Origin of the sequence: Endozoicomonas sp. SCSIO W0465 (assembly GCF_023716865.1) — a bacterium.
Taxonomy (GTDB): Bacteria; Pseudomonadota; Gammaproteobacteria; order Pseudomonadales; family Endozoicomonadaceae; genus Endozoicomonas.
Genome location: NZ_CP092417.1, coordinates 5,111,969 through 5,138,021 on the forward strand (window position 1 = coordinate 5,111,969; position 26,053 = coordinate 5,138,021).

General features: G+C 48.5%; 26 protein-coding genes and 1 pseudogene. 10 read left to right on the forward strand and 17 right to left on the reverse strand.

The features are described 5' to 3' along the window. Positions 1–52: 52 nt before the first annotated feature. Entirely contained in the window at positions 53–2,443 is a 2,391-nt protein-coding gene (gene pheT / locus MJO57_RS22810) for a phenylalanine--tRNA ligase subunit beta (protein ID WP_252018986.1), read from the reverse strand. A gap of 66 nt (positions 2,444–2,509) precedes the next feature. Then, positions 2,510–3,538: a phenylalanine--tRNA ligase subunit alpha gene (gene pheS, locus MJO57_RS22815; RefSeq protein WP_252018987.1), complete on the reverse strand. Its 1,029-nt coding sequence runs from the start codon at positions 3,536–3,538 to the stop codon at positions 2,510–2,512. Positions 3,539–3,798: 260 nt separating this feature from the next. Between pheS and smrA the strand changes: the two genes are divergently transcribed. Both smrA and MJO57_RS22825 read left to right on the forward strand, forming a co-directional pair. Beyond that, positions 3,799–4,389, forward strand: a complete 591-nt coding sequence (gene smrA, locus MJO57_RS22820) for a DNA endonuclease SmrA (RefSeq protein WP_252018988.1) — start codon at positions 3,799–3,801, stop codon at positions 4,387–4,389. Between the two features lie 87 nt (positions 4,390–4,476). Then, positions 4,477–6,855, forward strand: coding sequence for a hypothetical protein (locus MJO57_RS22825; protein WP_252018989.1), 2,379 nt, complete (start codon positions 4,477–4,479; stop codon positions 6,853–6,855). Positions 6,856–6,899: 44 nt separating this feature from the next. Here the strand turns inward: MJO57_RS22825 and MJO57_RS22830 are convergent, their stop codons facing one another. The 12 genes and pseudogenes from MJO57_RS22830 to MJO57_RS22885 form a co-directional block, all read right to left on the reverse strand. Beyond that, positions 6,900–7,091 (reverse strand): hypothetical protein, encoded by a 192-nt coding sequence (locus MJO57_RS22830; protein WP_252018990.1) that lies wholly within the window; start codon positions 7,089–7,091, stop codon positions 6,900–6,902. Positions 7,092–7,214: 123 nt separating this feature from the next. Next, positions 7,215–8,093: an SDR family oxidoreductase gene (locus tag MJO57_RS22835; protein WP_371924902.1), complete on the reverse strand. Its 879-nt coding sequence runs from the start codon at positions 8,091–8,093 to the stop codon at positions 7,215–7,217. Then, on the reverse strand, positions 7,988–9,046 hold the full coding sequence (locus MJO57_RS22840; RefSeq protein WP_252017920.1) for a transposase: 1,059 nt from the start codon (positions 9,044–9,046) through the stop codon (positions 7,988–7,990). The genes MJO57_RS22835 and MJO57_RS22840 overlap by 106 nt, the downstream gene beginning before the upstream one ends. 21 nt (positions 9,047–9,067) lie before the next feature. Beyond that, positions 9,068–9,205 carry an SDR family NAD(P)-dependent oxidoreductase gene (locus MJO57_RS22845; RefSeq protein WP_252018993.1) on the reverse strand — a complete coding sequence of 46 codons (138 nt, stop codon included), beginning with the start codon at positions 9,203–9,205 and terminating at the stop codon, positions 9,068–9,070. Positions 9,206–9,231: 26 nt separating this feature from the next. Continuing rightward, positions 9,232–10,378: pseudogene (locus MJO57_RS22850) on the reverse strand (acetyl-CoA C-acetyltransferase). A gap of 62 nt (positions 10,379–10,440) precedes the next feature. After that, positions 10,441–10,659 (reverse strand): hypothetical protein, encoded by a 219-nt coding sequence (locus MJO57_RS22855; protein ID WP_252018995.1) that lies wholly within the window; start codon positions 10,657–10,659, stop codon positions 10,441–10,443. Between the two features lie 83 nt (positions 10,660–10,742). Next, positions 10,743–11,612 (reverse strand): nitronate monooxygenase family protein, encoded by an 870-nt coding sequence (locus tag MJO57_RS22860; protein ID WP_252018997.1) that lies wholly within the window; start codon positions 11,610–11,612, stop codon positions 10,743–10,745. Continuing rightward, the gene (locus tag MJO57_RS22865; RefSeq protein ID WP_252018999.1) at positions 11,590–11,769 is read right to left on the reverse strand and encodes a nitronate monooxygenase; all 180 of its coding nucleotides are present in this window, start codon (positions 11,767–11,769) and stop codon (positions 11,590–11,592) included. Before MJO57_RS22865 ends, MJO57_RS22860 begins: the two co-directional genes overlap by 23 nt. Positions 11,770–11,842: 73 nt before the next feature. After that, entirely contained in the window at positions 11,843–12,391 is a 549-nt protein-coding gene (locus MJO57_RS22870; protein WP_252019001.1) for an enoyl-CoA hydratase-related protein, read from the reverse strand. Beyond that, complete coding sequence (locus MJO57_RS22875; RefSeq protein WP_252019003.1) at positions 12,354–12,905, reverse strand: hypothetical protein; 552 nt, start codon at positions 12,903–12,905, stop codon at positions 12,354–12,356. The genes MJO57_RS22870 and MJO57_RS22875 overlap by 38 nt, the downstream gene beginning before the upstream one ends. A 19-nt stretch (positions 12,906–12,924) precedes the next feature. After that, positions 12,925–13,575 (reverse strand): CoA transferase subunit A, encoded by a 651-nt coding sequence (locus MJO57_RS22880; RefSeq protein WP_252019004.1) that lies wholly within the window; start codon positions 13,573–13,575, stop codon positions 12,925–12,927. Between the two features lie 48 nt (positions 13,576–13,623). Beyond that, complete coding sequence (locus MJO57_RS22885) at positions 13,624–14,613, reverse strand: VOC family protein (protein WP_252019006.1); 990 nt, start codon at positions 14,611–14,613, stop codon at positions 13,624–13,626. Positions 14,614–14,896: 283 nt separating this feature from the next. Between MJO57_RS22885 and MJO57_RS22890 the strand changes: the two genes are divergently transcribed. The 4 genes from MJO57_RS22890 to tusA all read left to right on the forward strand — a co-directional run bounded on the left by MJO57_RS22890 (position 14,897) and on the right by tusA (position 18,067). Continuing rightward, positions 14,897–15,385 carry a transposase gene (locus tag MJO57_RS22890; RefSeq protein WP_252019008.1) on the forward strand — a complete coding sequence of 163 codons (489 nt, stop codon included), beginning with the start codon at positions 14,897–14,899 and terminating at the stop codon, positions 15,383–15,385. After that, positions 15,382–16,233, forward strand: a complete 852-nt coding sequence (locus MJO57_RS22895; protein WP_252020294.1) for a transposase — start codon at positions 15,382–15,384, stop codon at positions 16,231–16,233. Before MJO57_RS22890 ends, MJO57_RS22895 begins: the two co-directional genes overlap by 4 nt. A 185-nt stretch (positions 16,234–16,418) precedes the next feature. Then, the gene (locus MJO57_RS22900; RefSeq protein ID WP_252019010.1) at positions 16,419–17,759 is read left to right on the forward strand and encodes an MATE family efflux transporter; all 1,341 of its coding nucleotides are present in this window, start codon (positions 16,419–16,421) and stop codon (positions 17,757–17,759) included. Positions 17,760–17,791: 32 nt separating this feature from the next. Beyond that, positions 17,792–18,067: a sulfurtransferase TusA gene (gene tusA / locus MJO57_RS22905; protein ID WP_252019012.1), complete on the forward strand. Its 276-nt coding sequence runs from the start codon at positions 17,792–17,794 to the stop codon at positions 18,065–18,067. A gap of 175 nt (positions 18,068–18,242) precedes the next feature. Here the strand turns inward: tusA and MJO57_RS22910 are convergent, their stop codons facing one another. Continuing rightward, positions 18,243–18,458 carry a transposase gene (locus tag MJO57_RS22910; RefSeq protein WP_252019014.1) on the reverse strand — a complete coding sequence of 72 codons (216 nt, stop codon included), beginning with the start codon at positions 18,456–18,458 and terminating at the stop codon, positions 18,243–18,245. Between the two features lie 304 nt (positions 18,459–18,762). On the opposite strand from MJO57_RS22910, the gene MJO57_RS22915 reads away from it, so the two are divergent. The 4 genes from MJO57_RS22915 to MJO57_RS32880 all read left to right on the forward strand — a co-directional run bounded on the left by MJO57_RS22915 (position 18,763) and on the right by MJO57_RS32880 (position 21,385). Then, a complete protein-coding gene (locus MJO57_RS22915) occupies positions 18,763–19,779 on the forward strand; it encodes a hypothetical protein (protein ID WP_252019016.1) in 1,017 nt (338 codons plus the stop codon). Positions 19,780–19,877: 98 nt separating this feature from the next. Then, on the forward strand, positions 19,878–20,000 hold the full coding sequence (locus tag MJO57_RS32875; RefSeq protein ID WP_256492004.1) for a hypothetical protein: 123 nt from the start codon (positions 19,878–19,880) through the stop codon (positions 19,998–20,000). Between the two features lie 51 nt (positions 20,001–20,051). Continuing rightward, the gene (locus tag MJO57_RS22920) at positions 20,052–21,008 is read left to right on the forward strand and encodes an IS1595 family transposase (RefSeq protein ID WP_252017306.1); all 957 of its coding nucleotides are present in this window, start codon (positions 20,052–20,054) and stop codon (positions 21,006–21,008) included. 254 nt (positions 21,009–21,262) lie between these two features. Then, positions 21,263–21,385 carry a hypothetical protein gene (locus tag MJO57_RS32880; protein ID WP_256492007.1) on the forward strand — a complete coding sequence of 41 codons (123 nt, stop codon included), beginning with the start codon at positions 21,263–21,265 and terminating at the stop codon, positions 21,383–21,385. Between the two features lie 149 nt (positions 21,386–21,534). Here MJO57_RS32880 and MJO57_RS22925 read toward each other — a convergent pair whose 3' ends face one another. Both MJO57_RS22925 and ovoA read right to left on the reverse strand, forming a co-directional pair. Then, a complete protein-coding gene (locus MJO57_RS22925; RefSeq protein ID WP_252019017.1) occupies positions 21,535–22,677 on the reverse strand; it encodes a hypothetical protein in 1,143 nt (380 codons plus the stop codon). Between the two features lie 177 nt (positions 22,678–22,854). After that, positions 22,855–25,041, reverse strand: a complete 2,187-nt coding sequence (ovoA, locus tag MJO57_RS22930; protein WP_252019019.1) for a 5-histidylcysteine sulfoxide synthase — start codon at positions 25,039–25,041, stop codon at positions 22,855–22,857. Positions 25,042–26,053: the final 1,012 nt, after the last annotated feature.

Genomic DNA, 26,053 nt, shown 5'->3' on the forward strand with positions numbered 1-26,053 from the left:
AACAGGCTATTACCATGATCTTATTATTCACTCTCAGGCCATTGACTGGCGTTTACTGACGCAAGCTGGCATTGAAATCCTGTTTTAATCGGGCAACAACACGATCAACCAGCTCATTAACTTCGTCATCCTTTAGAGTGCGGGAAGGATGCTGTAAGGTCAAGCCCATGGCCAGGCTCTTGCAGCCATCTTCAATACCCTGACCGACATAAACATCAAAAGTATTGACCCGGCGCAGTAGTTTACCGGCTTCCATGGTAATCGCCTGCTCAATATCACCAGCGGCAATGGCAGCGTTAACCACCAGCGCCAGATCACGGCGAACTTCAGGATACTTCGACAGAGCAACAAAACGGGTGACATTGCCTTCAGTCAACGCTTTCAGGCTGAGTTCAACCAGATAAACCGCTGTTGGCATATCCATCGTCCTGGCCAGCGATGGGTGCAATGCGCCCATATGGCCAACGACTTTGCCGGCACGAACAATCTCGGCACACTGACCAGGGTGCATGGCAGAGTGCTCACCCTTGCGGAAGACAAATTCATTACCCGCCTGACCCAGTGCCAAGAGCGCTTCGAAATCACCTTTCAGGTCAAAGAAGTCAACAGCTTCCGCCTTACCCTGCCAGCTCTCGGGATGACGGCTGCCGGTAATCAGTGCGGCCAGCATTGGCTCTTGCTTAAGCTCGTCACCGTCTTTGCCTTTTTCTCTAATAAAGGTCAGACCGGTTTCAAACAGACGAACACGGCTTTGCTGACGATTCAGGTTGTAGCCGGCGGTTTTAACCAGTCCTGGCAGCAGTGTTGTGCGCATGACGGACAGATCACTGGCGATCGGGTTCGACAGGGCAACGGGCTCATGCTGAGGATCAAACAGCTGGTGCAGTTCCGGAGCGATAAAGCTGAAGCACACCGCTTCCTGATAACCACGGGCCGTCAGTGTACGACGAATCTCTGACTCCTGAATCAGGGATTCGTCCACCTGCTTCATCTTTAACAGAGCCGTCGGCGTGCTCTCAGGCAGGTTGTTATAACCGTAAATACGGCCAAGCTCTTCCACCAGGTCTTCTTCGATGGAAATATCAAAGCGCCAGCTGGGGACTGCTACTTTCCAGCAACCATCACCATCAGTGACCAAGCCCAATCCCAGACGAGACAGCAGCGCTTCAATATGGCTGTTGTCAATGGCCATACCCAGCAGTGAAGTCACTTTTTCTGAACGGAGTGTCACTTCACGCAGTGCCGGCAGATGCGCTTCACTGGCCACTTCGGTAACCGGGCCCGGTTCGCCACCACAGATCTCAACAATCAGTGCAGTTGCACGCTCAACCGCTTTTTTCTGCAGCTGGAAATCCACACCCCGCTCAAAACGGTGAGAAGAGTCCGTATGCAATCCGTAGGAGCGGGCCTTGCCCGCAATAGTAATCGGATCAAAGAACGCGCTTTCCAGGAAGATATGACGGGTCTTGTCACTGACTCCGGAACCTTCTCCTCCCATAACCCCGGCAATGGCCAAAACCTTCTGTTCATCGGCAATCACCAGTGTATTGTCGTTCAGCGTCACTTCCTGGCCATCCAGTAGTGTCAGTTGTTCTTCAGCCTTGGCCATACGGACATGAATGCTGCCGGAAAGGGTATCCAGATCAAAGCCGTGCATCGGCTGACCCAGTTCCAGCATGACATAATTGGTCACATCCACCACCGGGTCAATGGAACGGATACCGGAACGACGCAGATGCTCAGTCAGCCACAATGGCGCAGAACGGGAAACGTCCACGTTACGAATAACCCGGCCAACATAGCGCGGGCAGCCCTGTGGAGCATCAATATGAACCGGGAAGGTATCATCAATGGCGGGTGCCACTTCCACTATCTGTTCTTCCGTCACATCCGCCAGAAAGTTTGCGCTGACTTCACGGGCCAGACCGGCGATGCTCAGACAGTCACCCCGGTTAGGGGTCAGATCCACATCGATGATCTTGTCGTCCAGAGACAGGTATTCACGAATATTCTGGCCAACCGGAGCATCCAGAGGCAGCTCCATCAAACCATCGGAAGACTCGGCCATGCCGAGCTCTTCTTCGGCACACAGCATGCCGAATGACTCGACACCGCGCAATTTTGCCTTTTTGATTTTGAAGTTGCCGGGCAATACAGCACCAACAGTGGCAAAGGGCACCTTGATACCGACCCGGGCATTGGGGGCACCACACACCACCTGGAAAGACTCACTGCCGGTACTGACCTGGGTCACTCGCAGCTTATCGGCGTCCGGGTGTTGCTCACAGGCAATAATTTTACCAATGATGACACCGGTAAACTCACCGGCAACCGCTTCAACCTCGTCAACTTCCAGTCCGGCCATGGTGATTTTGTCCACCAGCTCCCGGGTATCGACCTCAATATTGACCCACTGCCGCAACCACTTTTCACTGAATTTCATATTACTTACTCAATCCTGCTAAAACCGTTCCTAAACGTTTGAAAATGACGCTGTCCCATCCGCTTCTCAACGGAACTGATCCAAGAAGCGCAAGTCGTTCTCAAAGAACTGGCGCAGGTCATTGACGCCATAACGCAGCATGGCAAAACGCTCAACCCCCATACCAAAGGCAAAACCGGTGTACTTTTCAGGATCAATGCCGGAGTAGCGGAATACTTCAGGGTGCACCATGCCACAGCCAAGCACTTCCAGCCATTTGACCGAGCCGTCGTCATTACGCCCCCACTCAATGTCTACCTCGGCAGAAGGCTCGGTGAACGGAAAGTAGGATGGACGGAAACGAACCTGCAGGTCGTCCCGCTCAAAGAAGACTCTCAGGAAGTCAATGAGAACGCTCTTCAGGTCCGCAAAGCTGACTTTCTCGGCAACATACAGACCCTCCACCTGATGGAACATCGGGCTGTGCGTCTGGTCAGAGTCACAGCGATACACCTTACCCGGGCAGACAATAGCGATAGGTGGATTTTCATTATTTCTGACGAAACGCTCCATGGTACGAACCTGAACCGGTGAGGTATGAGTTCTCAGTACGGTAGTATCGTCGAAATAGAAGGTATCGTGCATGGCACGGGCCGGATGGTGACCGGGAATATTCAGGGCTTCGAAGTTGTGGTAATCATCTTCGATTTCAGGTCCTTGCTCGACGGTAAAGCCGATACGGCCGAAGTAGTCAGTGATCCGTTCCATGGTACGGGTGATCGGATGAATAGTACCCAACGCCTGACCACGTCCGGCCAGAGATACATCAATGGTTTCAGTGGCCAGTCTGGCATCCAGGGCCTGTTGATCCAGCAACGCTTTCTTATGGTTGATTGCGTCCTGAACCTGCTGCTTACCCTTGTTAATCAGCCCACCCGCTTTGGGTCGCTCTTGTGGGGAGAGCTGGCCAAGGGCCTTGAGCAAAGAGGTTAGCTCGCCTTTTTTACCAAGGAACTGAACGCGGATCTCGTCCAGACCTGAGGCGTCAGCAACGGCTTCAACGGCACTGAGTGCGCTGGCCACTAGCTTATCAAGCGTGTTATCCAGATTCTCCATGGGGTTTCCAAAACAGATGAGCTACAGAAAAGAAACGGTCAATTCTAACGGCTGAACCCTGCCTTGGGTAGGGCTGTATCCGCCAATAATGAATAAGATGGCCACTATGGTTTTTTTGCGCATCAAACCGGCTCCGGATCCTTGGTTAACAACAGGCAACCGCTGCGAGCTTTGAACTTTGTACCGGACAGCAGTATTACAGGCATCAAAAAGCCGTAAAAACTGCTATTATCTCCGTCCACCTGGTCAGATATCCGGCTATGAGCAACTCAACAGACAATGATGACATCTCCGCTTTTCTGAGCGAGATGGAAGGGGTTAACCCATTAAAAAAGAAAGCAACCGCTGATATTCAGAAAGTCCAGCGGGTGACACCGGGCCAGGCGATTCGCAAGGCAGCGGCGGAAGATACGTTTACCGACCCGAATTTTCTTTCCCTGCTTAATCCGAAAATGGTCAAACCCCACGATTTTCTGGTCTGGAAACGGGATGGCGTGCAGGAAGGCGTCTTCAAAAAACTCCGTCTGGGCAAATATGACATTGAGGCACGCCTTGACCTCCACCACAAAACTGCCCGGCAAGCACGGGAAAGCGTTTTTCAGTTTATCAATGATTGCCGGGAACTCGAGCTGCGTACCGTATTGATTGCCCATGGACGTGGTGAGAAGAGCAACCCTCCTGCCATGTTGAAAAGCTATCTGTATACCTGGCTACCCCAGATGGAAGCGGTATTGGCCTTTCACACTGCTTTGCAAGTCCATGGCGGCGCTGGAGCACTTTATGTGATGATCAGGAAAAGTGAGCGGGAAAAGCTTGAAAACCGTGAGCGGCATGCAAAACGCTCAAAATAAATCGCCTGAAACAGGCAAATAATGGAACTATTATACCAAATCTGAGTCTACTCCCTATAAACAGAATGACTCGGAGAGGTTAAAAAAATGGACGTTAATCAGTCAGCTTCAGCTGCTCAAGGTGCTTCACCCAGCCAGCAAAATAATGCCACCCCCATGCAGCCCAAACCTCGATCACACGGAGGAACTCGTCGCAAGCTTAAGAAACAAAAGCCACCTGCCAGAAGCACTCCCCCCCATCCCGTTACCTCAGATAAAAGCAAGGTTGCAAGTGCTCTCTTTGCCAGGAACCCCAGCTCTATGGCGCATATTCAAAAGCAAATACTCAGAAAGTATTGGGAAGCAGAAGCGATTCTTCTTCCTCCGGAACAGCGGCCGCAGTTTATGGCTGAGATGGAAGGATTGCAGAAATTACAGAAGCTGATTCTGGAGGGCCGGAGGGATGACTTGAATAAATTTTCCGGAATCTGCGGTTCTTATACTGAGATTACCGATAGCGTTGACAAGGTTATAGAAAAAAGTAATCAGTGTCCTGGAAAGCCCAAAATACACCAGCAGCTGCAGCAGATAAAAGGCCAGCCACTGTCTGCTCAATTAAAAACGCTAAAATCAATAGCACTTGAATTATCAGATACATTACAGAGAAAAAGCAAAAAATCCCTTACCCAAATCGATAAGAATGACTTTCACATCTGGTTCCGGGCAATCATGCATTGCATGCTCAAAATAAACGACATTGAGCAGCCTTCTGATAGTATAATCCAGGCAGTTGCTGGTGAAACACTGCATGTTTTTCAGATAATGATCAATAGACAATTAGCCGATCCCGATCTTATACCTTATGTTCTTCTTGCCAAAACATTGGAAAAACTTTATACACTCTCCATAAATCAATCGGTTGCCAGAGACACAAGAGCACGACTGACAACGGTAATCAAATTGCTGTGTGAGCGTTTTGAAAATACTGAAATTTCAAAAACTCCAGCATTTGTTACCTTGCGAAAACAGTTGCTGACCATACACTTAAAATCACTAAACCCGTCCGGTATTCACCTTCCATCCAATAAAACCATGGAGATTATTTCCGATCTTATTGAAATGGCACCAACAAAGGAAAACCGGTTTTTATTTTTAAAATATATCGTCAACTTTCACGGTCTGGTTGATTTTGGCGGTGAAGAGCAAATAAGGCAACATATAACAAAAAACACGACATCGGATGTTTCTGACGCTCTGATGGCTTACCTTGACGGAAATATAGAAGCAGTCTGTGCTTTAGATAGCCAAAATCCCATGATTATTTGGTTGCAAGCCACGATTGCTCTTAATCATCAGTTTGACTCAGAGAAGTGTGAACAGTTATTAACTGAGGCTGCAAACAGAGATGAGATGATGAATTTTGATCTGGCTTTGTTTTATCTTGAGCATTGTCAATCACCCGGTCCTGAAAAACTTGCAACCATCAAATCTTTATTAGTGACATCAGAATTAAAAATCCATGAGGCAGAACGGTCTTTATGGCTGCAATGCAATGCAAAGGTTAATCAGTTTTTATTGTTGGAGGAAGAAAACAAAATAGCATCCGGGAGAAATTATACATTGCCGACCAATCATCCTGAAAAAAAAGAGGGGGATGAATTAATTGCAGCCGAACCTTCAGGTTCATCTGCCATACAGAAGAAAGAAAGGACGAAAGAAAGTCCGTTAACTGATCTGTCGTCAGTGATGTCACTGGCAGAAGCGCTCATTAAGAAATATCAATATCAACATGATGTAACCTCCTTCAATAGTGAAGCGGTTAGAGAATTTACGGTCATTGGATGTCATGATAAAAAACTGACCCCTTTTGAAGCAATGAAGCCTGAAAACCGCAACCCTGTCATCAACAAGCTGCTTCGCCATATTCATATCTGTAGAGTTTTCAATAATCTTGAAGAGGAAGTCAGATGTTATGACATTCTCAAAAACCAGAAATTTATGTTCATGTTACAGTTCGAACGCCTGCTCGAAGAAGCGACATGGACTCTTCTTCATTGTATTGAAGATCCGCACAGCGGTGGTTTCAGATCAACTCAAAAAGAGCGGCTAGCTGCTCTGAATTTGGCAAAGCAGTTGATGATCATCTGTCTGCAACACACAGTTAAACAACCTGGGATCGTATTCGATACGCAGCGTGTTAGCGAACGCATTGAAGCCCTATGTGAATGGCTTGATAACATTGACAACTTTGGCGGCGATCAACAATTACAACAGTATATGCGACACAATATCCGGTGTCGTGCAGGCAGTGGACTTGGCCATATATTTCGATTTATCCAGGAGGAAACCAAAAGAAGTGAACTGGAAAAACTGGCCTTTATGTATTTCCAGGCTAAGACAGCATTTGATCCCGGCTATAAACCTGAACCCAAAGGCCATATGGAAAGTAGAGAACAATATTACCGTCAAGTGACTCTTGCCAGATAACCGGCAAGAGTGATACCGGATAATTAAGGATTCCTTATCCCGGATCAGCGCTTATAGGATTGCGCTTTCTGAGGATCGCCTTTTAATACTGACTGGCAGATATTGACCGGCATATTGGAAGACACCATCTTGCCTTCCACATAACAGACTGCTGATGGAATCCCACCAGTTGCTGAAGCAACACCAGCCATCACAGACAGGGTAACGCCTAACGCGCAGAGAGATATTTTTTTCATAGTACCATCCATAGTCCATAGTGTTAAAAATTATTGCAGACAGACCAATACATCCTGTGCGATACCTGCACTCTGGAACAGCCTGCATTTTAAGATGCCTGCTGAATACAGGCTACTCTACCATCAGGTACCATACACCTTCCTTGCTGGCAACGCTTCAGCCAGTAACTCAGCAACTGCACTGCCAACTTCCGATGGTTCCCAACGTGCTCCCTTGTCTTTTTCCGGGCCGTGACGCCAGCCATCGGCAATTGAAATCTTGCCGCCTGCTACTTCAAAAAGCCTGCCGGTCACATTGGCACTCTGTTCTGATCCCAGCCAGACCACCAGGGGAGCGACATTTTCCGGGGCAAAGAAGTCAAAGCCATCCTCCGGCTGTTTCATCACCTCAGCAAAAACGTCCTCAGTCATCCCGGTACGGGCAGCCGGAGTCAGACCATTTGAGGTAATTCCATAACGGGCCAGTTCAGCCGCCTGAACCAGAGTCAGGGAGGCAATACCGCCTTTTGCTGCGGCATAGTTCGACTGGCCAATGGAACCCTGCAGACCGGCACCGGAGCTGGTATTTATTATCCGGGCACTGACGGCTTTGCCGCCTTTTGACTGCTCACGCCAGTATTTAACTGCATGACTGGCGATACAGAAGTGCCCCTTCAGGTGAACTGCCATCACCGCATCCCAGTCGGATTCGGACAAACTGGCAAACATGCGGTCACGGCAAATGCCGGCATTGTTAACCAGCACATGGAGGTCAGCAAACCCATCAATGGCCTGTTTAACAATCAGGGCAGACTCCTCATAGTCGGTGATGTCATTGGTATTAACTATCGCATTGCCGCCGGATTCCTTGATAGTCTCTACGACATCCAATGCCGCTTTTTCATTAATATCTGAAGTTACGCAGCTAACAGCTCTCTCAGCTGCCCCAACGAAGCTTTCAGCCCTGCCATATAGATTTTGGCTCTGAGCTGAAAGTGATTCAGATTTACTTTCAATGACAATACTTCCAACCTGAAGGCTGAGTAAATTGAAAGAAAGATATGATTACTCTGTGTTCTCACAGTATGCGCCGGTGACTTGGCCATTGACGCATTCGATTTCAGCGTTTTATGGAAGACCTCGACTTTCCACCGTTTCTCGTAGATTGCCTTGAGAGTCTCGGCATCACAGTCAAGATCGCTGCAAACCAGATAGAGAATGCCTGTGCTTCCGTCTTTGTTTTTAAAGACCTGACGGTATAGCAGAACAGGGAAATCGACACCTGCTATCCACCCTTGTACAGGCTTATCTTCTGAAAAATCAACAGTATCTATACGCTGTGAACGGCCTTGTAATTTGTCGTCCAGACTGAGGGATACCTTGCGGTTTGACTTCATCGCCATCAGGAAATGTTTATTACAGTCGTGTCGAATAAACATCATATTGTCGTTTGAGCAAAACCAGCTATCTGCAAGGACATAGCGGAACATAAGCTGGTTATGGCAGCAAATCATCAGCATCTCCCGCATCATTTCATTTTTGGTTTGCTCTGCATATCGTCTTACCTTTTTTGTCTTCAAGTCGGTGTACAGGATGGTTTTCTCGATCAATTTATAGGCGACAGGAATCGACGCATCTCCGGCATGGTAGTGTGCATTGAGCAGATTTATACCTTTCACGGTGCGATTTTTTGTATGATCAAAATGCCAGGTGTTCAGGGCATTCTCTTTGCTGAACTGCTTTTCCTGAATCGTATCGTCAAAGATCAAAACCCCATCACTGCACTCAACCTGTCGCACGACGGGTTTAACGTAAAGCCATAAGTCACGACTGGTAAACTCATTGTTTGAAAGCAATCGGGTGAATTGGTCATGACTGTAGACATTATCCAAAAGCTCTGACACTCCCGTTGCAGTGGTCTTCCCAGACGACGACAACAGGTAGTCAGAATAAAGTTCTATGAGATCATTTTTCATGCCACCAATAATGGCTGATTTTCAGCAAGGTGCGTAACTTGAGTTAATATCATTAACAATAACGTTGGCACCTTCTGCAGCAAACCCCAATGCATAGGCCCTGCCCAGGCCACCACCGGCACCGGTAACAATCACAACACGGTTTTCACAAATGCCCATAACCTGATCCCCTGTGATGATTATTTTTACAACCGCTCAAGAACAGTAACATTGGCCTGACCACCACCTTCACACATGGTCTGCAACCCGTATCGTCCACCGCTACGTTCCAGCTCATGCAGCAGTGTTGTCATCAGTTTGGTCCCCGTTGCCCCCAGTGGATGCCCCAGGGCTATTGCACCGCCATTGACGTTGGTCTTTTCATGGGCATACCCGGTCTCTTTCAACCAGGCCATGGCTACAGAGGCAAAGGCTTCATTAATTTCAACCAGGTCAATCTGGTCCAGCGTCATCCCTGCCTTTTTCAGAGCGTGCCCTGTCGCCGTAATCGGCGCTGTCAGCATCCATATTGGATCAGCCGCGCGTACACTCATATGGTGAATCCGGGCTCTTGGCGTGAGGTTATATCTTCAAGGCAGCTTCCGAAACCATCAGAACGGCAGAAGAGCCATCACTGGTCTGACTGGAGACAGCGGCGGTCACTTTTTCACAACCAAACAGATAATCCAGCTCAGCCATTTTTTCCAGGCTGGACTGTCGTGGAGTTTCATCCACAGACACACCTTCCAGGGGAATGATCTCCCGGTCAAAGCGGCCTTCATCAATCGCCTGAAGTGCACGTCGATGGGATTCCAGAGAGAAACGCTCCAGATCTTCCCTTGTGAACCCCCAATGGTCAGCAATCATCTGGGCAGACTTGAACTGTGTGGGTGGCTCAGCGCCATAGCGCTCCACCCAGCCTTTCGAACCGGAGAAAGGGTCAGTAAACCCAAGGGGTTCCGCTGCCATCATCGTCGATGAGATGGGAATCCGGGTCATGGTCTGAACGCCGCCGGCAATCACCACATCCTGCGTACCACTCATAATGGCCTGGGCAGCAAAGTGAACTGCCTGCTGAGAAGAGCCACACTGGCGGTCAATAGTGGTTCCGGGAACCTCTTCAGAAAGGCCGGCAGCCAACCAGGCGGTGCGGGCGATATCACCCGCCAGAGGACCAATGGCATCGACACAACCAAAAATAACATCGTCGTATTCATGATCCGCGATGCCATTACGATCAACGATGGCCTTTATTACATGGGCTCCAAGATCCGCTGCGTGCACATGAGCCAGGCCACCGTTGCGCCGACCCGTCGGAGAGCGTACTGCGTCTACAATGTATGCTTCTGCCATTGTTATTCTTCCTTTAAGCCTACCTGCAGGTCGATTCCCCGGGAGTGGACCTGCCTCTGATATTACATAAATGTGCTGCCGGCACCCAGCTGAGCTTCGTCAGCCAGAATAAACTGCTTGATACGCTGCTTATGGAAACCTTGCGTTCCGTAAGAAGAAGCCAGCGCCCAGGCCCGCTTCATAAAGATCTGCAGATCGACTTCCCAGGTATAGCCCATGGCAGCAATGATAATCGCACGAACTTCGTCGTTTTTTACCCAGTGCCTGTATCTCAGCAGCAATATCAGCCCAGCCCTGACTGGTAAATGCATTGACCGGTGGGTGATCAAAAATGAGTTCGGCAACTCCCTGGCCGATGGATACATTAAATGGTTTGCTCATTATTCTTATCTCCCATTTTCAGGCTGTTCAACCTGGCTATTTGCTGCCGGGCCTCCTGCATGATTTCCTGAATCAGTTCGTCACAGCTGACCAGACTGTCAATAATCCTGGCCACTTGCCCGGCCGGTAATACGCCTTCACTTGGCAGTCCATCCACCATGGCTTTCTGAATCACCATAGGCGCATTGGCAGCCATGATGGTCTGCGCTGCGGTCATCTGTCCTTCCCCGCTCATTTGCAGGGCAGTTTTCAACAGGCTGGCCATGGACATGCCTGTGTATTTTCTGAAAGCCAGACCGTTTTTGATGGCCAAAATCAATTGCTTCAGAGACCCGGCCTTTTCCAGCTCAACCAGAAACTCATTAGTGATCATCCGCTGGGGCATACCATCAATGGCTTTGCTCACCATGATGCTGGCCGGATTGTTGGTTTTCACATAGCGATCCAGCGTGGCTGTCGGCACAGGGCAGTCTTTGGTCATCAGGAAGCGGGTACCCATGGCAATACCTTCTGCCCCGTAGGCAAGGGCTGAAATCAAGCCTTTTCCATCCTTGAAGCCACCTGCCGCAACTACCGGAACATCCAGAGCATCAATCACCTGAGGCAACAGAATAGAGGTTGCTACCGATCCCATGTGACCACCACCTTCACCACCCTGAACGGTGACTGCATCAGCCCCCATCGCTGCCGCCTTGATAGCATGTTTGAGCGCTCCAACGGTCGGAATACAGACGACACCAGCATCTTTTAGCCGGGTCACCATTTTTTTGCCGGGTGAACGACTGTAGCTGACCGCTCTGACGCCGTGATAAACCACCATATCGACAATCTCAGACGCATTGGCCTGATACATATGAAAATTTCACACCAAAAGGCTTATCCGTCAGCCTTCGGGTTTCCAGAATGGCTGCTTCCATGGCTTCGGGGGGGATCGTGGCGCCGGCCAGAAAACCAAAACCCCCGGCATTACAGGTTGCTGCCACCAGCCTGGGGTCAGCAACCCAGCCCATGGCAGTCTGAACAACCTGGCAGTCTGAACAACCGGATACTGGCAGCCCAGTAGTTTCGTCAGACGGGTCTCCATTAAGCCTGCGCCTTCTTTTTATCGGTTGACGTTTCACGCTGGGATGCCGCCATGGATCTGCCATCAAATCCTGCCAGGCGATCACCGGAAACCAGGTCATTGTGAGCATGGGCGAAGTGGTGAAGGCCGAATACCATATCCATGGTCGTTCGCTTGCCCATCAGGTCTTCTGCGTTGTTGATGGCCTGTTTGGTGAGCTGCAGTCCCAGACGAGGCATTTTGGCAATGCGGCCGGCGATTGCCAGTGTTTCTTCTTGCAGCGCTTCCCGACTGACTACCCTGTTAAGCATGCCCATCTGATAGGCCCGCTGTGCAGACATCCTTTCACCCAGGAAGAGAAACTCCATGGCAATGGTCGGCTTGGGAATCTCACGCCAGCGTCGGCACATGCCCAGGTATACTTCGTGCTCACGGGCATAGAGAAATTCACCACCGACCTTGTTGGTGTGGTCGTACCAGAGGCTGGCACGATCAAATGTCTTATCCACGTCCCGGTCGGGAGTGCCGATATCATGACCGGCGGAAAAGTGCTTGCCAGCACCGGCCAAAACATTCACCTTTTACAAAGACACGCTGGTTGTGACTGGGCACAAAAAAACTGTTGGCGTGACTGATGGAGTTACCGGGAAAGCCACGAACCCCCAGCATCTGTATTTTCGGTTGGTCATAGTTGACACCCAGTGCTGAGATGTTGGCCTGACCATAACGGTCAATCTGGCTTGGGCCTACCATTGCATGACGTTTACTGCTCCAGACATTGTCAAAAATTCTGGAGAATCCCATCCAGGTTTCATTCTTCTGGACGAAGCCCTCTTCACGCTGCCCAACCGGGTTTGGCTCAGAAAGCAGCCAGGCCTCCGAGTCGGTCATCATCAGATCAGGATTAACTGTGTTCATGGCCAGGCTGGCAGCCAGACGGGGAATCAAACCAATGCCTGTTGCCAGCACTTCACCGTCGTTGCGAAAAGCTTCTGCACCTGCACAAATCATCAGTTCAGCAAGAGAATATTCTGCTGCCGCTGGACTTTCTTTTACCGGGTCTGCATGCTCCGGATTTGTCATAATGTACACTCCACCTCAATCAATAAACCGGCAGTGGCAGTTGCCTGATCGCTTTCAGACCACCCACTTTGCTCTGGTACTCTTCTTCACTGCTGTTTTTGATAAACTTGGCAAAGTAGGGTTCGAATCCATCCTCTTTGGCTGAAGCGTTGTACTCCTTGAAGTGGGGAACATCAAAACCATACAACGGTGCACACGACGTTGGATGAGCACCACCTGGCTGCAGGCATACACCACTGGTCATGGCGCGTTCCCAGAATACATAGCGGGACTCCGCGGGATTATTGAAGTAATTGGCATCCACCAGCTCATCACAGGTTACGAAGGTTTTCTTTGCTGCTCGCGCGAACCAGTCGTCCATATATTGATCGGAGCCCTTGATCTGGCATACGCCACGTTGATCAGCACGGTCAACATGCAGCAGGGAAACATCCAGCTTTAAATCGAGCGAAACGAAGGCAAACACAACTTTCTTCACCTTACCCGCAGCACAGAGCATACTAACGTCTGCGCCATAATATACGACTATTGTCAAATATTTAAGTTCTGACCGGAGAATCTCGCGAATCAGTGCCATTGGCTTACGTCGTGGTCCCCAGCCCCCGATTCCAATGGTCATACCATCCTGCAGTTCGGCAACAATATCTGCAGCGGTCATGCGTTTGTCCATGAAGTACACCTTTTGTTGTATTTATTCTGGCCGTCTGGTTTTCAGATATTATTTAAAGCCCACGCTGAAGTCGTGTCCCCAGTGGCTGACAGCAGTGCTTTCAAAGGCTGTGTGCTTATCCCAGTCCATAACACGGCCACCGCAGCCATACTCCATGTCAAAGCCGGAAGGCGTCTTCATATAGAAAGAGGTCATGTCATCATTGGTATGACGACCCAGTGTTGCGGTTAGCTTCACACCATTGGCAACCATACGGTCCATCGCCCGGCCCACTTCATCCATATCACCGACTTCCAGCATCATATGTACACAGCCAGAAGGGACCGGGGCTTCCAAAATTGCCAGAGAATGGTGACGTTTATTATTACAGTGCATGAAGTGCAGGCACTTTTCCGGCTCATTTGGGTCATCGGTAAAGCGAACGGTCATCAGATCGGAGAGACAAAAACCGAGGACATCAGTATAAAAAGAACGACACTTGTCAAAAGAGGGGGTCGGCAGCACGGTATGCCCCAGACCCAGACCATCAGAAACAAACGCTTTTACCCCAACAGGAGAAATAAAGCGGACAAAGTCCTGTTGAGGTCCCCAGAAAATTTCGTGACGGTTGCCATCCGGGTCAGAAAATTTAATCAGCGCCTGGACTTTTCGGGCTCTAGCTTCCTTCGACGTGCCATGAACCACCTGCACATCGGCTTTTTTCAGATCATCAATGGCTTTCAGGAAGGCTTCAGGACCGGCGACTTCCCAGCCACTGACGCCATATCGATCCTGATCAGACTTTTCCACAAGCATTCGATAGTGTCGGTCATCCATTTTCAGATAAAGCGTATTGTCATCAGAATCCTCAGTCAGCATCATCCCCAATACCTGAGTTCCATACTGGCGCCACTGATCCAGATCAGTCGACTCTGCGGTGACATAGCCAAGCCCGCGAATATCCATAACACCTGCCTTGAAAAAAATGCCGTTTGTGCCGGTTGCCTCATGGTAAGTTACGTTAAACGGCTTTTTACTTATTGTTTGATTGCTATTCACCAGGCGTTCAGGCCTGACTGTTACTGCCACAGATTAAAGCCATTGGGGGAAGGGGAATCATCGTCCGATGGGACTAACCCAAAGAAGGAAAAAACATGAAAAACAGGGCTCTTTCCCACGACTTAACCGGTGTTATTGCTGCTGTTGAACATGATTTGGCGCGCATGATTACTTATTTTTGCCAATAGAAATGCTTTATACAATTCTCCTTATTTTGCTCGACTTTAGAGTTTTAAGAGCACAATAGTTCCGGCGCATAATCTGCTAAAAGCAACCATCCCCAATGACGAAATTCGAGATGGTTGCCATGCTCACTTCAGATCATCAAGTAATCCTCAGGGAGCTCGCTTCATATACAACCTTTCTTGCTGGAGCGCTATCATCAACTGCAGTACCAACGTTCTGCGAACTGCTGTTCGGTTGCATGCTTTCAGCCGACGGCTTTGTTACACAGGCGTTGTTAACAATTGATTTTCATTGTGTGTGGAGCAGCTACCACCACTGGCTATCTCAGGGCAAGTGGCAATGGAAGAACTTGGCACGCCACTTGATCCGTCTGGTCTGCTCCAAAGCTCCTGAGAATCAACCTGTGGTCCTGGGGCTTGATGACTGGGTAATCGAACGGTTTTCCGACAAAGCCCCTGCTTGTCGTACACATCATCAACACAGCAAGAAACGCAATCGGCCGACGTACATCTGGGGCAGTGTTGGGTTTCCCTGGCCATCATATTTGAGCGGGCTGCAGATGAAGTATTTACCGCCATACCGGTGATCTCATTTCCGACACCAGCTTCAGGTAACACCAGCAAACTGAAAATTGCCGTGGCCATGCTCAGGGTGGTACGCAATGAAGTGAAGGATCGAGTGCTACGCCTGCTAACCGATTGCTGGTATATGAACTGGACACTGATAAAGCCAGCTCTGGAAATGAACATAGAAGTTGTTGGTCAGATACCTTCAAATCGGGCCCTCTATGCTTTGCCGCCAGCACCCACCGTAAAGAAGCGAGGGCGCCCAAAAAAGTACGGCATCAAGATGACGACAGAACAGGTTAAGAAACTGCCGGAAGAAAAAGCAACAGTATGGATGTACGGCAAATTTCGCAAAATACGTTATCGTACCCTGATCTGTCGCGCCAGATTCCTTAAAGGTCGTGAAGTACGCGTCGTCTGGAGTCGCTTTGAAAATGACAAAGGTCTGACCGAAAGCAGAATATTCATCTCGACCAATCCGGAACTTGAGGGACTGGAGGTGCTTCGTGCCTATTCCCGGAGATGGCCGGTAGAGCCAATGTTTCACCAACTCAAACATGCTTTTGGCTGTTGCCATTTATGGCAGCAGAAATTGCGAACACTGCTTCGATGGATGCATTTGAAAATGGCAGGCTATGCATTATTGCAGTTATTAACCGTTTGTAAAAATCAGGCATGTCTGAATATTTCTCGGATACCCTGGAGAAGCCCGGATACAACCACTGCAGGCATGATGAAAATTGCTCTTTCAGGAATTATTCCGAGGTTCTCTATTCGCAAGGGCTGGAACAGATATAAGCAAAAATATGAGTTCAATTTTCGCGATCTGATCGACCAGTTAATACCGGATAATTCAGAAGCAGCATAACTAAAGGCTTTTAGGCAAAAAACGGAAGTAATAACGAACTTGGAAAAACAGTTCACTGATTTCGGCTTGCTTCACTATAAAAAGCTGACCGAATTATCGTTTTATACAGACTCTAAAGTCGAGCTTATTTTGCTTAACCCGGATATTTCATATATCCGGGTTAAGGCACAACAGGAGTTGATCCTTTGCTAGCGGTTTCGGCGACCTATCGGCGTGTATGGCATTTTGCCTGGCCGGCCATTATTTCCAATATTTCTGTACCGCTACTGGGGCTGGTGGATGCCGCTGTGCTGGGGCATCTCTCTTCACCGGAATATCTGGGCGGTGTCGCTGTCGCTGCAACCCTGTTTAGCATGATCTTTTGGGCTTTTGGTTTTCTCCGGATGGGAACCACCGGGCTTGTTGCCCAGGCAAAAGGCCGCAATGACCGTTATGCTCTGAGAAAGTGGCTGTTACAGTCTGTGGTTTTTGCAGCTGTAACTGGCATGCTCCTGATACTCTGTTCTCCTTTGATTTTGCGTTTTGCGTGGCCCTTTTTTGACGCCAGTGATGTTGTAGCAAGGCAGACTGAAATCTATTTTCAGACCCGGATATTTTCGGCGCCAGCCGTACTGGTTAATTATGCGCTGATCGGTTGGCTGATCGGTATGCAAAAGCCGAAGGGGCCTCTGCTCATCCTGGTTCTGGGTAATTCGGTCAATATTGTACTGGATTTACTGTTTGTTCTCGGCTTGGGTTGGGCAACCCGGGGTGCCGCTATGGCCACGGTGATTGCCGATTATCTGGCGCTGGCTGCCGGGTTGTTGATGGTAAGGCGCATTTTGGCCTGTGATGGCAGTCAGTTCAGTCGTGAAATGGTGTTCGATATTGCCGCGTTTCGTCGATTGATCATGCTGAATCGCCACCTGTTTGTCCGTACATTATGTTTGTTATCGGTCCAGGCATTTTTTACCGCCCGGGGTGCCCGGCTGGGTGATGAAGTTCTGGCTGCCAATGCCTTGCTGCTGAATTTAATGGTGTTGATTTCCAATGGCCTGGATGGATTCGCGCACGCAGCTGAAGCGTTGACCGGTGAGTCGATTGGCAAAGGCGACCGCCGACAGTTTCATCAGGTGGTCAGGGTGACCGGCTGGTGTTCCCTGGTTTGTGGTGGGCTGTTCAGCCTGTTTCTCAGCCTTGGCGGGAACCCTTTGTTGGGCTGGTTGACCAATATCCCGGAAGTTGCAGAACAAGCGTCAGTTTACCTGCCGTGGCTGGTAGCTATGCCTTTGATTGCAGTCTGGTGTTTCTGGCTGGATGGTGTCTTTATTGGCGCAGTCAGAACCGATATGATGCAGAACACCATGTTGATTGCCACTGTTCTGGTTTTTCTTCCAGTCTGGTTCTTATTTCGTGATATGGGAAATCAGGGCTTGTGGCTTGCTTACACTGCTTTTATGGCTACCCGGGGTCTTGGGCTGATCTGGGTTTATCGCCATTTTAGCAAGAATGATGTCTGGTTTGCGGCCCGACATGACCTTTTATGAGGAGCTGGTTTTGAAAGACAGGTTTACGTTTGATGTCAGATAGGTTGCCTGAAGAGAGCGTTGCCTCTATTGAAGTGCAGCATGAGCTGGATACCTGTGGTCTGTTCTGCCCGGAACCGGTGATGATGCTGCACAATAAAATCAGGGATATGGCACCGGGTGAAGTGGTTCGGGTATTGGCTACTGACCCCTCCACTAAACGTGATATTCCAAAGTTCTGTAATTTTCTGGAGCACCAGCTTCTTGAGCACCAGGAGACAGATGTTGTTTTTTTTTACTGGATTAGAAAAAGGGGTGGTAATGGGTAAGGGAGGGCCACCCCTTCAAGACATCAAAGGGGGCGCAGCATGGGACAAGGTTAACCCGGATATTTCATATGGCTCTTTTCGTATTGCAGACTGCTGATTTCATAAATCAGGCTGGAATCCTCCTGTGGCAGGGCTTGGCAATATTTAGCCAGCAGTTTCCTGAAGGCATTGTATATCAAGGCCTTTGGCCAATTTTCATTGCAGAGCAGTCTGTAACCCGAAAAGAGCCTTTCATATTTTCAGTTTTCCCGTTGCGTTCCTCCAGTTCAGCGGTAAATGCCTTTACCGTTTCGCTGCCTTTGCCATCCGTGACAAGCACGGTGCGCTTTTCCTCAAGATCAACGAACAGGGTTATGTAATCGTACCCACACGCCGATGAGGTTTCATCCATGCCAATGGTATGCAGGTCGCTGAAGTCTTCATTTTGAAAAAGATCGTTCAGGTGAGGTTGCCCACGGCAAGGATTAACAGGGTGAAATTGTGATTGGTAAATATACTCTTACCCACTCAAAATTCAAATGAACCTTAAAATTGAACTTATCGCTGACTTGATTATCAAACAAAGCTACTGGTTTACCACTTCTTAATAATAATCTGAATATTACTGATACTCTTGATCTACAAGGATTATTATCTTCGAGGCGGAAAAAGAGTGGTTGTCCTGTAAATTAACTGAAAATTTATGAGATTATATTATGCAGCCAGCAAATTCCCCAACAAACTTATCTCAGTCAACTAATTATTCAATGGCTGAAGAGTATTCAGGTAATAATAGCCTGACAGATAAATACATTAATAGCAGCTCACCTGAAAGATTAGGTGGAAATACACAAAAAACTCTAGCCGAGCACGAGACAATTACTGTTGTTGAGCCTAAGGTTGCTCACGATCCTGAACCAAACGATTCAGCTTCTTTGTCACCATCTACGTCATATTCATCTTTAGGGGCTGAATCAGAAACAACCAGCTTTGATTCTGAATCAGAAGCTATCGTCATGGGTATTGCCAAAGAAATGAAGTCAAAGGTGTCGGCTGATATTTCTCTCCCGGATGGCTGGAAAATAATGCCAGAGAAAACATCATACAGTGACCATATTAGAGGATTAGTAATTGACAATACTGGAATGCCTCGAATTCAATACTTTGGAAAAACAGCCATTTATGATGCTTACTTAAATGCACATCAATTAAATTACGAGGATGCTTTGCAAAAACGGACTGAAATTCAATCTACTGAATTAACTACAAAGCAGCAAAGGGCTGCTTATGGTCAGCTGGAAAAACTGATGGGTAAAGAAGTTTTTAATCGTTTTGCTATCCAACTTGATAGCATATTATATGGTAGTGGTGCATATCGAGGTTATGGATCATGGCTTCCTAAACAAGTTAACCCAGTCTTAAACTGGTACAATACAGAACAAAATAAGTCAAATGTTGAGCAATTTTTGAATGGCGAATTTAAAGGATCGGAAGCAGCTATAAAACTTGAGCAATTCGTCGAAATGTTCGTTATCCATAAGGACTTAGATTTAATCGAAAGTATTTGTATAGGAAAAGATATTGGATCAGCAGTGTTAATATCAACTCCAAATCAAGCAGACATTTATGAGGAATGGAAGCAAATAAGAGACAATCCACAATCTCGTCAACACGTTAAACAGCGTGAATATCAAGTAAGATCCCGTTCACAGGAGGAGTGTATTATTTCCTAGCCCGAATATTTCATGAAAGGAGGTAAGTTCCGCCCAATCACTTGGTATGATTGGGTCGGCGAAAAAAACGCTTCGGAAGAAGCAAACCGTAACTGGCCATGGCTGAATTTACACAAAAACCACTGTGTTTTCATCCTTCAAAAGGAAAAACTATTCGTGCCGATTTCAATGCCGGTGAGCTATCTTCTGATTTCCTGATTACCACCGACCCTACGTCGTGAGCCAGCTGCTATAATAAACGTCGATAGTCATGTGTTTTGGAGGTAAAACTGATGTGTAAAAACACCATTCAGTTCCAAAAAGGCCTTGGCATTATGCAATTTCTGGCTAATTACGGCAGTGAAGAGCAGTGTGAGAACGCGCTGTCCTCTTGGCGCTGGCCAGATGGCTTCCAATGCCCGAAGTGTGGCTCCCGCAGTTTCTGCAAGCTTCACCGGAAAGCTGAATTCCAGTGCAATTGCTGCCGTTGCCAAACCTCGCTTACCAGTAACACTATCTTTGACTCAACAAAGCTGCCTCTAGCTACCTGGTTTCTGGGTATCTATCTCGTCACCCAGAATAAAGCGGGGATTTCTTGCCTGACGCTTCATCGACAACTTGGCATTTCCTACAATGCCGCATTGCGCATGAAACACAAACTCATGCAGGTCATGATGGAAAGAGATAACAGCTGGCAGTTGAGTGGTTTTGTTCAGATTGATGACGCCTATTGGGGCGGAGAGCGCCACGGAGGCCGCCGGGGCAGAGGCTCAGAGAACAAAGCCCCCTTCGTGGCCGCAGTTCAGACAGATGCTGATAACCACCCTATCTACATGAAGTTCAATGCCGTTGATAACTTCCGGCGAAAAACCATTCAGGAGTGGGCAGAACATGCCCTGAAAAAGGGTGTCCGGGCCGTCAGCGATGGCTTGTCCTGTTTCCGGGGTATTGAAGATGCCGGATGCCAGCACACAGCCATCATTACCGGTGGTGGGCATGCATCCATGGAGAATGAGTTGTTCACCTGGGTAAATACCATGCTGGGAAACGTGAAAACAGCGATTACCGGTACTTACCATAAGCTCGACCCCAAGCATCTGGGCCGTTATCTATCAGAGTTCAACTATCGGTTTAACCGGCGTTTTGATATGCCTTCAATGATCTCAAGGCTAGGTCGGGCTGCAGTCAATACAGCACCGATGCCGGATCGACTTCTCAAACTGCCAGACGTCCAGTGGAAACCGGGTTAGCCATCAACCGATAATTGAAAGTCAGTTGACGTATTAATATCATTATTTCGAATGATGATGTGGGTCTTTGCTTGTTCGGAGCGGTTATGAAACCGAATTTAGTTGATAATCTGGAGAACAAGCCGTCATGATGCCTGCTCCACCGGTAATACTGGAGAGGTTCTATTATTTCTTTACCGGGTTATAGACATAAAGAATGAAAAGCTGCACGTATATTCTTAAATTATCTTTCCCTGTGTCATGACGTACGATCAGTGGTAATCAGGTCTGATTTTGGCGTTCTGCTGTTACGGGAGAGCGGTCTCAGTGGCAAGCTGATCACCGCTATTCTCCGACCCGGCAAGACCCAACCGGTAAAGAAAATGCAGCTGTTCTGAAACGGCTTATCGAACTGATCCGCCAGTCGTGTCGTGGCCGAAAACAATCAAATCAATCGTTCAGGAAGTTCAGATTAGTAGCGGGAATGGCTATTTTTCACATGTACTGCAAAAAATAGCCCTTTTCTCTGGTTTATAAAATATCCGGGTTAAGCGATTGCTGTTAAGTTTCCGGGTAATGGGTTCTGACTTTTAACCAGCGCGTTAGCGGCACTGCTGGCGGCGTGTTTTGGATCGGCTTTATAATGCTCTCTAACCATTGCATCACTCCGCTCCAGTCCGATTGCAATAGCGGTGTTATCTGCGAGTTCGGGGTTTTCTTTTTGCGCTTCTGTTTTTAGTAATAAAATCTGGGCAGCTTTCAGGTATGACTTCAGGTCGCTCTCTGTGAACGGCGTGAGTATGGCTGCCAGTACCAGTGCTTCAGTGCCCATTTCGGAAACAGGGCGGGATAACGCCTGTATTACTTGCCCTAATTTATCTTCAGATACTTTGCCTTGTAAAACACTGACCAAGTCTTTGGCATTGGCAAAATGTTGCTCTAATTCAGAAGATTTACTTAGAAGTTCATGCCTTGCCTGACTAAAGATATCAGGATTAGGATATCTGAAATTAGCAGAAAAGTTGGCCAAATCCTCTGCTTTTCCAAACTTCAGCGTCGTAATGCTTTTCGGGAGAGAGCCTATATCGGCACCGGATGTTATCTGATTCTTTAACAGCATCAGCGCATCTTTGACGGGTTGCCTTGTGTCTTCCTGAAACCAGGATTCAACCTGCTTTTCTACAAAGCCCTGTCGTTCAGTAACCATGCTATAGGATCCGGACTTGTTGGCATTATCCTGTCTGGATGTTGCTCCCAGTTCTCCCTCCAGTGCTTTCAGGTCCATTTCATTGCTTTGCAGCTCTGCTTCTTCTGTTTCTCTTCTTTGTATGATGTCATCCTGGATTTTAATAACCTGTTGAAGTTTATCAATGTCCTCCCGGTTGGCAAGATTACATTGAGCCAGTGCAAGCGCCAGAAAATTATTTTTATTTTCAATGTTGCTGTCATTGTTTTCATTGTCCTGAAACAGGCAGAAATTATTAACCAGTGCATCACTGAGCGCTTCTCTCGCCTCAGGATTTTGAGATAACTCACTTTTTGCCTGTTCTAACCGGGTTGAAAAAGAATCCTGGAGTTTTTGAAGTTCCGGGTTTTCAGTGACTTTTTCAGTATGACCATTTCCTGCGGTGCTTACAGGTGGCGAAATGGGTTCTGCTGATGGTGGGAGTTGGGTGGAAGATGGAATCATCGTTGGCTCTCCTTGAAATTAATAGCAATGTCTTATATACGACCAAACAAACACTGATTAGTTCCACCGATGATCATTCAAGGATTTGTCAAGGATAAAATAAGGTTCACCATCACTTTACCCAATTGGCTTTCAGTGAGGTGAACATACAAGAGGGGCTGAAGAGGGGACTGATAGCTAAGCTTTATGCTGCCATACCGTGCAATGGGCAACCGTATGTTGGAATTTCCGCGCGGTTTCCCTGATCACAAATGGAATATTCAAGGGGGAGCGTAACTCCTCAAAATGTTTGCTCAACGCTCTTTGCAGTCCGGTATAGGTGTCGAGGGCTTCGCCATTTTCACGGACGCCACCGAGCCAGTTCTCCCTGGGCGTATACTCTTCCAGCCAGGTATAGGGCGAGGTGATCACGAGGATGCCGCCAGGGCGTATGCGCTCATGGATCATCCCCAGGAATTGCCCCGGGTTATTGAGGCGGTCAATCAGGTTACCGGCAAAGATCAGGTCATAGTCATTGAACATGGGTTTCAGGTTGCAGGCATCGCCCTGAGTAAAGCGGATTCGACTGGTATTGGTATCATCCAAACCCATTTCAGCGGTATCGGCAATAAAGTAATCACCCAGCTCTCCTTCAGTGGGCAGGTGGTAGCGTATTTTTCCCCGTTCCTGCAGCTCGGCCGCCGCTGAAATAAATCGGGCAGAGAAGTCGATGCCATCCACATGCTGGAACCAGCGGGCCAGTTCAAAGCTGGTACGCCCAACTGAACAGCCCAGGTCCAGAGCACGTGTTCGGGGTGTATCACCACTGACCTCGAAACAGAGGCGGGCACAGGCTTCAGGGTAGTTGGGTACATCAAAGTAAGACTCCCCAAAATGGAACCCCAGGTATTGGGCAACCAGGGCATCGCTTTCATAAGGGTTGCCGACATCAGGACTGTTGGAGGTATTGGTCATGGCACTGGACTCTACATAACGAAAACCGGCATGCTGAAAGAAGTGGCGACGGAAGGCGTAGCGTGAATCTTTAATGGCGTAGTTGCCCGTTGAGATCCAGCTGCCCCCTTTAATCAGGTTGTGGCGTCCGTCAAAGGTTGGGGTAGAGAAATCATCGTAGCAGGGGTGAACCCGGAATCCTTCGTACCCGTCAATGGGAGTGCTGGTCCATTGCCAGGCATTGCCAATAATGTCACACAGCGCTCCGGTTCTGAAGTGGTCAACCGGGCAGGATGAGGACCAGTATTCGAGATTGATATTACCGGGGGCTTTATCCCACCAGGGCTGGTCAGTATCAATGGCTTCCCTCAGGCAATACCACTCAGCTTCGCTGGGGAGCTGGATCTGTTTGCCAGTCACTTCTGACTTCCAGCGGCAAAAGGCCTGGGCTTCATGACAATTCACGTCAACCGGCCAGTTCCAGGGCATATCGATCTCTGCCAGCATGGTGCGATAGCGATAACTATCCCCATCGGGGATCCAGAATTTGGGATGGCGTGCTTTACCATGGGGGTTGCTGAACGTTGTCCAGGCCCAGCCTTCATCCGTCCACCAGCGTTCATTGTCATAACCACCGGCATCAATAAAGGTTTTAAACTCCTGATTGCTGACCAGGTATTCGCTGGCTTTGAATGGAGCGACCTCAACGTCCAGGTGTCCATATTCGTTGTCCCAGCCATAGAGCGAATTGTCGTTATCTTTGCCCAGGCGAAGTGATTGGCCATTCACCTCAATCAGACGGTTTTCCGGTGCTGACCCTGTTTCGATACAGTGTTGCCAGTAATTGTGCGGCCGGACGCAGGCGATTGGCAGCTGGCGAATCAGTACCGATGAGGTTTCAAGATGAATGCGTTCATGTTCAATCCCCATTAGAATGATCCAGGCCTGACTTTCCCAGTTGATGGGTATCTCCAGCGGCATGTTTTGTATGAAACCGGAAACCAGTGCCCTGACCTTGTTGCGGTAGTCACGAACCTGTTGAACGGTTGGCCATTGGTAGTTGCTGTCGTCCAGATCATCCCAGGACATTTCATCCACACCAATGGCAACGGTGGACTCGATATAAGGGTCTACTCGTTCCGTGATCAGTTTTGCGGTGATCAGTTTGTTGATATAAAAAGCAGCAGTGTGCCCGTAATAGAAGATCAGAGGGTGACGGAGGGGGATGGCTTTTTCATACCAGGCGTCTTCGCGCGCCAGGGTTTCAAACAGCAGTTCATACTGATCAAACGTCTGGTGAAAATAATTCAGCAGCTCCTGTCGTTTTTTCTCAGGGTTGCCTTCGTTCAGAACCGGAGTTCGGGTTACTGTTTTCGGATGAGCGTCTGGGGTGACACTGTAGTCTATCTGACTCGCAGTATTCTCAGCCACGTTTCCTCTCCTGAGTGTTGGTGTGTGGGGCTTTGAGCAATCAGTAGGCCGTCAGCAGAACCAGCATTAAAGGTTATGGTGTGCTTCATTATAGAGAAACGACACATCCATGACTTATTGCTATCAGACGGTAGTGTACGGTGCAAATGCAATAGGTGATCAAATTTCCTGAATTTGTCTGGCTACTCCCTCAAGCAGCCAACAGCTCAAGCCCGGCAGGGGCATCATTATCCACTATGCCTGTGAGGTTTTCGGTCGGTCGCCCGGTGGTCATATCTCTTTATCACAGAGCATCTGATTCTTTTCTGGTCATGGATGTAACCCCGGCAAAGTATCATTGGGTAGGGGGTTTCAGTAATCTATTAAGAAGATGGAAGTTTGTTTTAGATGTTTTTTATAACAAATCATGAAGATGTAGTCAGTTTAAAGCCCAGGATAACAAGGGATTGAACTATCTACTGATTATATGGTCAGAATATATGGGAGCAAACTATCAACTACTTACAATATTGCAGGCACCCAGATGAATACCGTCGGACAATCCACCAGTAAAGCAGTCAGTCCCCCATTTCCCGCAAGCTGGCAGATGCCAGAAAAACAACCCACCACGAATGCACACGTTGGCAACCGCCCTGTGGCATCACATTTAGTGAGTAGCCCCAACTTAAGTGGACACCTGACACCTGCTGAACCGACCTCCCCACCATTGTCCAGCTATGCGATATCCCAATGCGCATCAGTTGCCGGGTGGATGATTGAAAACCGGCTTGGCCTATCCAGACTGTTGGGTTGCCGCCTTATTTCAGCACAATACTGCCACCTGTTTTCTGCTAAAGCCCACTTCCCCGCAAAGAGTCAGGCGATTATAGATTCTGCCTGTAACGCCACCCATGAAGACGGTTTCAGAACAGAAAAAATTACCATCTCCCATGACGCTACAACCCTTTGCGCAGTCATTTGCTATCCCGCAGGGCGACAGTCCACACCATCGTCAGACCTGATCATTTTTAAC

Coding starts and splice junctions, on each gene's coding strand:
- MJO57_RS22825 (WP_252018989.1), top strand. CDS start 4,477: ATGGACGTTAATCAGTCAGCTTCAGCTGCTCAAGGTGCTTCACCCAGC.
- pheS (WP_252018987.1), bottom strand. CDS start 3,538: ATGGAGAATCTGGATAACACGCTTGATAAGCTAGTGGCCAGCGCACTC.
- MJO57_RS22920 (WP_252017306.1), top strand. CDS start 20,052: ATGTGTAAAAACACCATTCAGTTCCAAAAAGGCCTTGGCATTATGCAA.
- MJO57_RS22860 (WP_252018997.1), bottom strand. CDS start 11,612: ATGTATCAGGCCAATGCGTCTGAGATTGTCGATATGGTGGTTTATCAC.
- MJO57_RS22845 (WP_252018993.1), bottom strand. CDS start 9,205: ATGGGCATTTGTGAAAACCGTGTTGTGATTGTTACCGGTGCCGGTGGT.
- MJO57_RS22890 (WP_252019008.1), top strand. CDS start 14,897: ATGACGAAATTCGAGATGGTTGCCATGCTCACTTCAGATCATCAAGTA.
- MJO57_RS32875 (WP_256492004.1), top strand. CDS start 19,878: ATGGCTGAATTTACACAAAAACCACTGTGTTTTCATCCTTCAAAAGGA.
- MJO57_RS22880 (WP_252019004.1), bottom strand. CDS start 13,575: ATGGACAAACGCATGACCGCTGCAGATATTGTTGCCGAACTGCAGGAT.
- MJO57_RS22865 (WP_252018999.1), bottom strand. CDS start 11,769: ATGGGCTGGGTTGCTGACCCCAGGCTGGTGGCAGCAACCTGTAATGCC.
- MJO57_RS22915 (WP_252019016.1), top strand. CDS start 18,763: ATGCAGCCAGCAAATTCCCCAACAAACTTATCTCAGTCAACTAATTAT.
- MJO57_RS22925 (WP_252019017.1), bottom strand. CDS start 22,677: ATGATTCCATCTTCCACCCAACTCCCACCATCAGCAGAACCCATTTCG.
- tusA (WP_252019012.1), top strand. CDS start 17,792: ATGTCAGATAGGTTGCCTGAAGAGAGCGTTGCCTCTATTGAAGTGCAG.
- smrA (WP_252018988.1), top strand. CDS start 3,799: ATGAGCAACTCAACAGACAATGATGACATCTCCGCTTTTCTGAGCGAG.
- MJO57_RS22840 (WP_252017920.1), bottom strand. CDS start 9,046: ATGAAAAATGATCTCATAGAACTTTATTCTGACTACCTGTTGTCGTCG.
- MJO57_RS22830 (WP_252018990.1), bottom strand. CDS start 7,091: ATGAAAAAAATATCTCTCTGCGCGTTAGGCGTTACCCTGTCTGTGATG.
- MJO57_RS22910 (WP_252019014.1), bottom strand. CDS start 18,458: ATGGATGAAACCTCATCGGCGTGTGGGTACGATTACATAACCCTGTTC.
- MJO57_RS22875 (WP_252019003.1), bottom strand. CDS start 12,905: ATGACAAATCCGGAGCATGCAGACCCGGTAAAAGAAAGTCCAGCGGCA.
- pheT (WP_252018986.1), bottom strand. CDS start 2,443: ATGAAATTCAGTGAAAAGTGGTTGCGGCAGTGGGTCAATATTGAGGTC.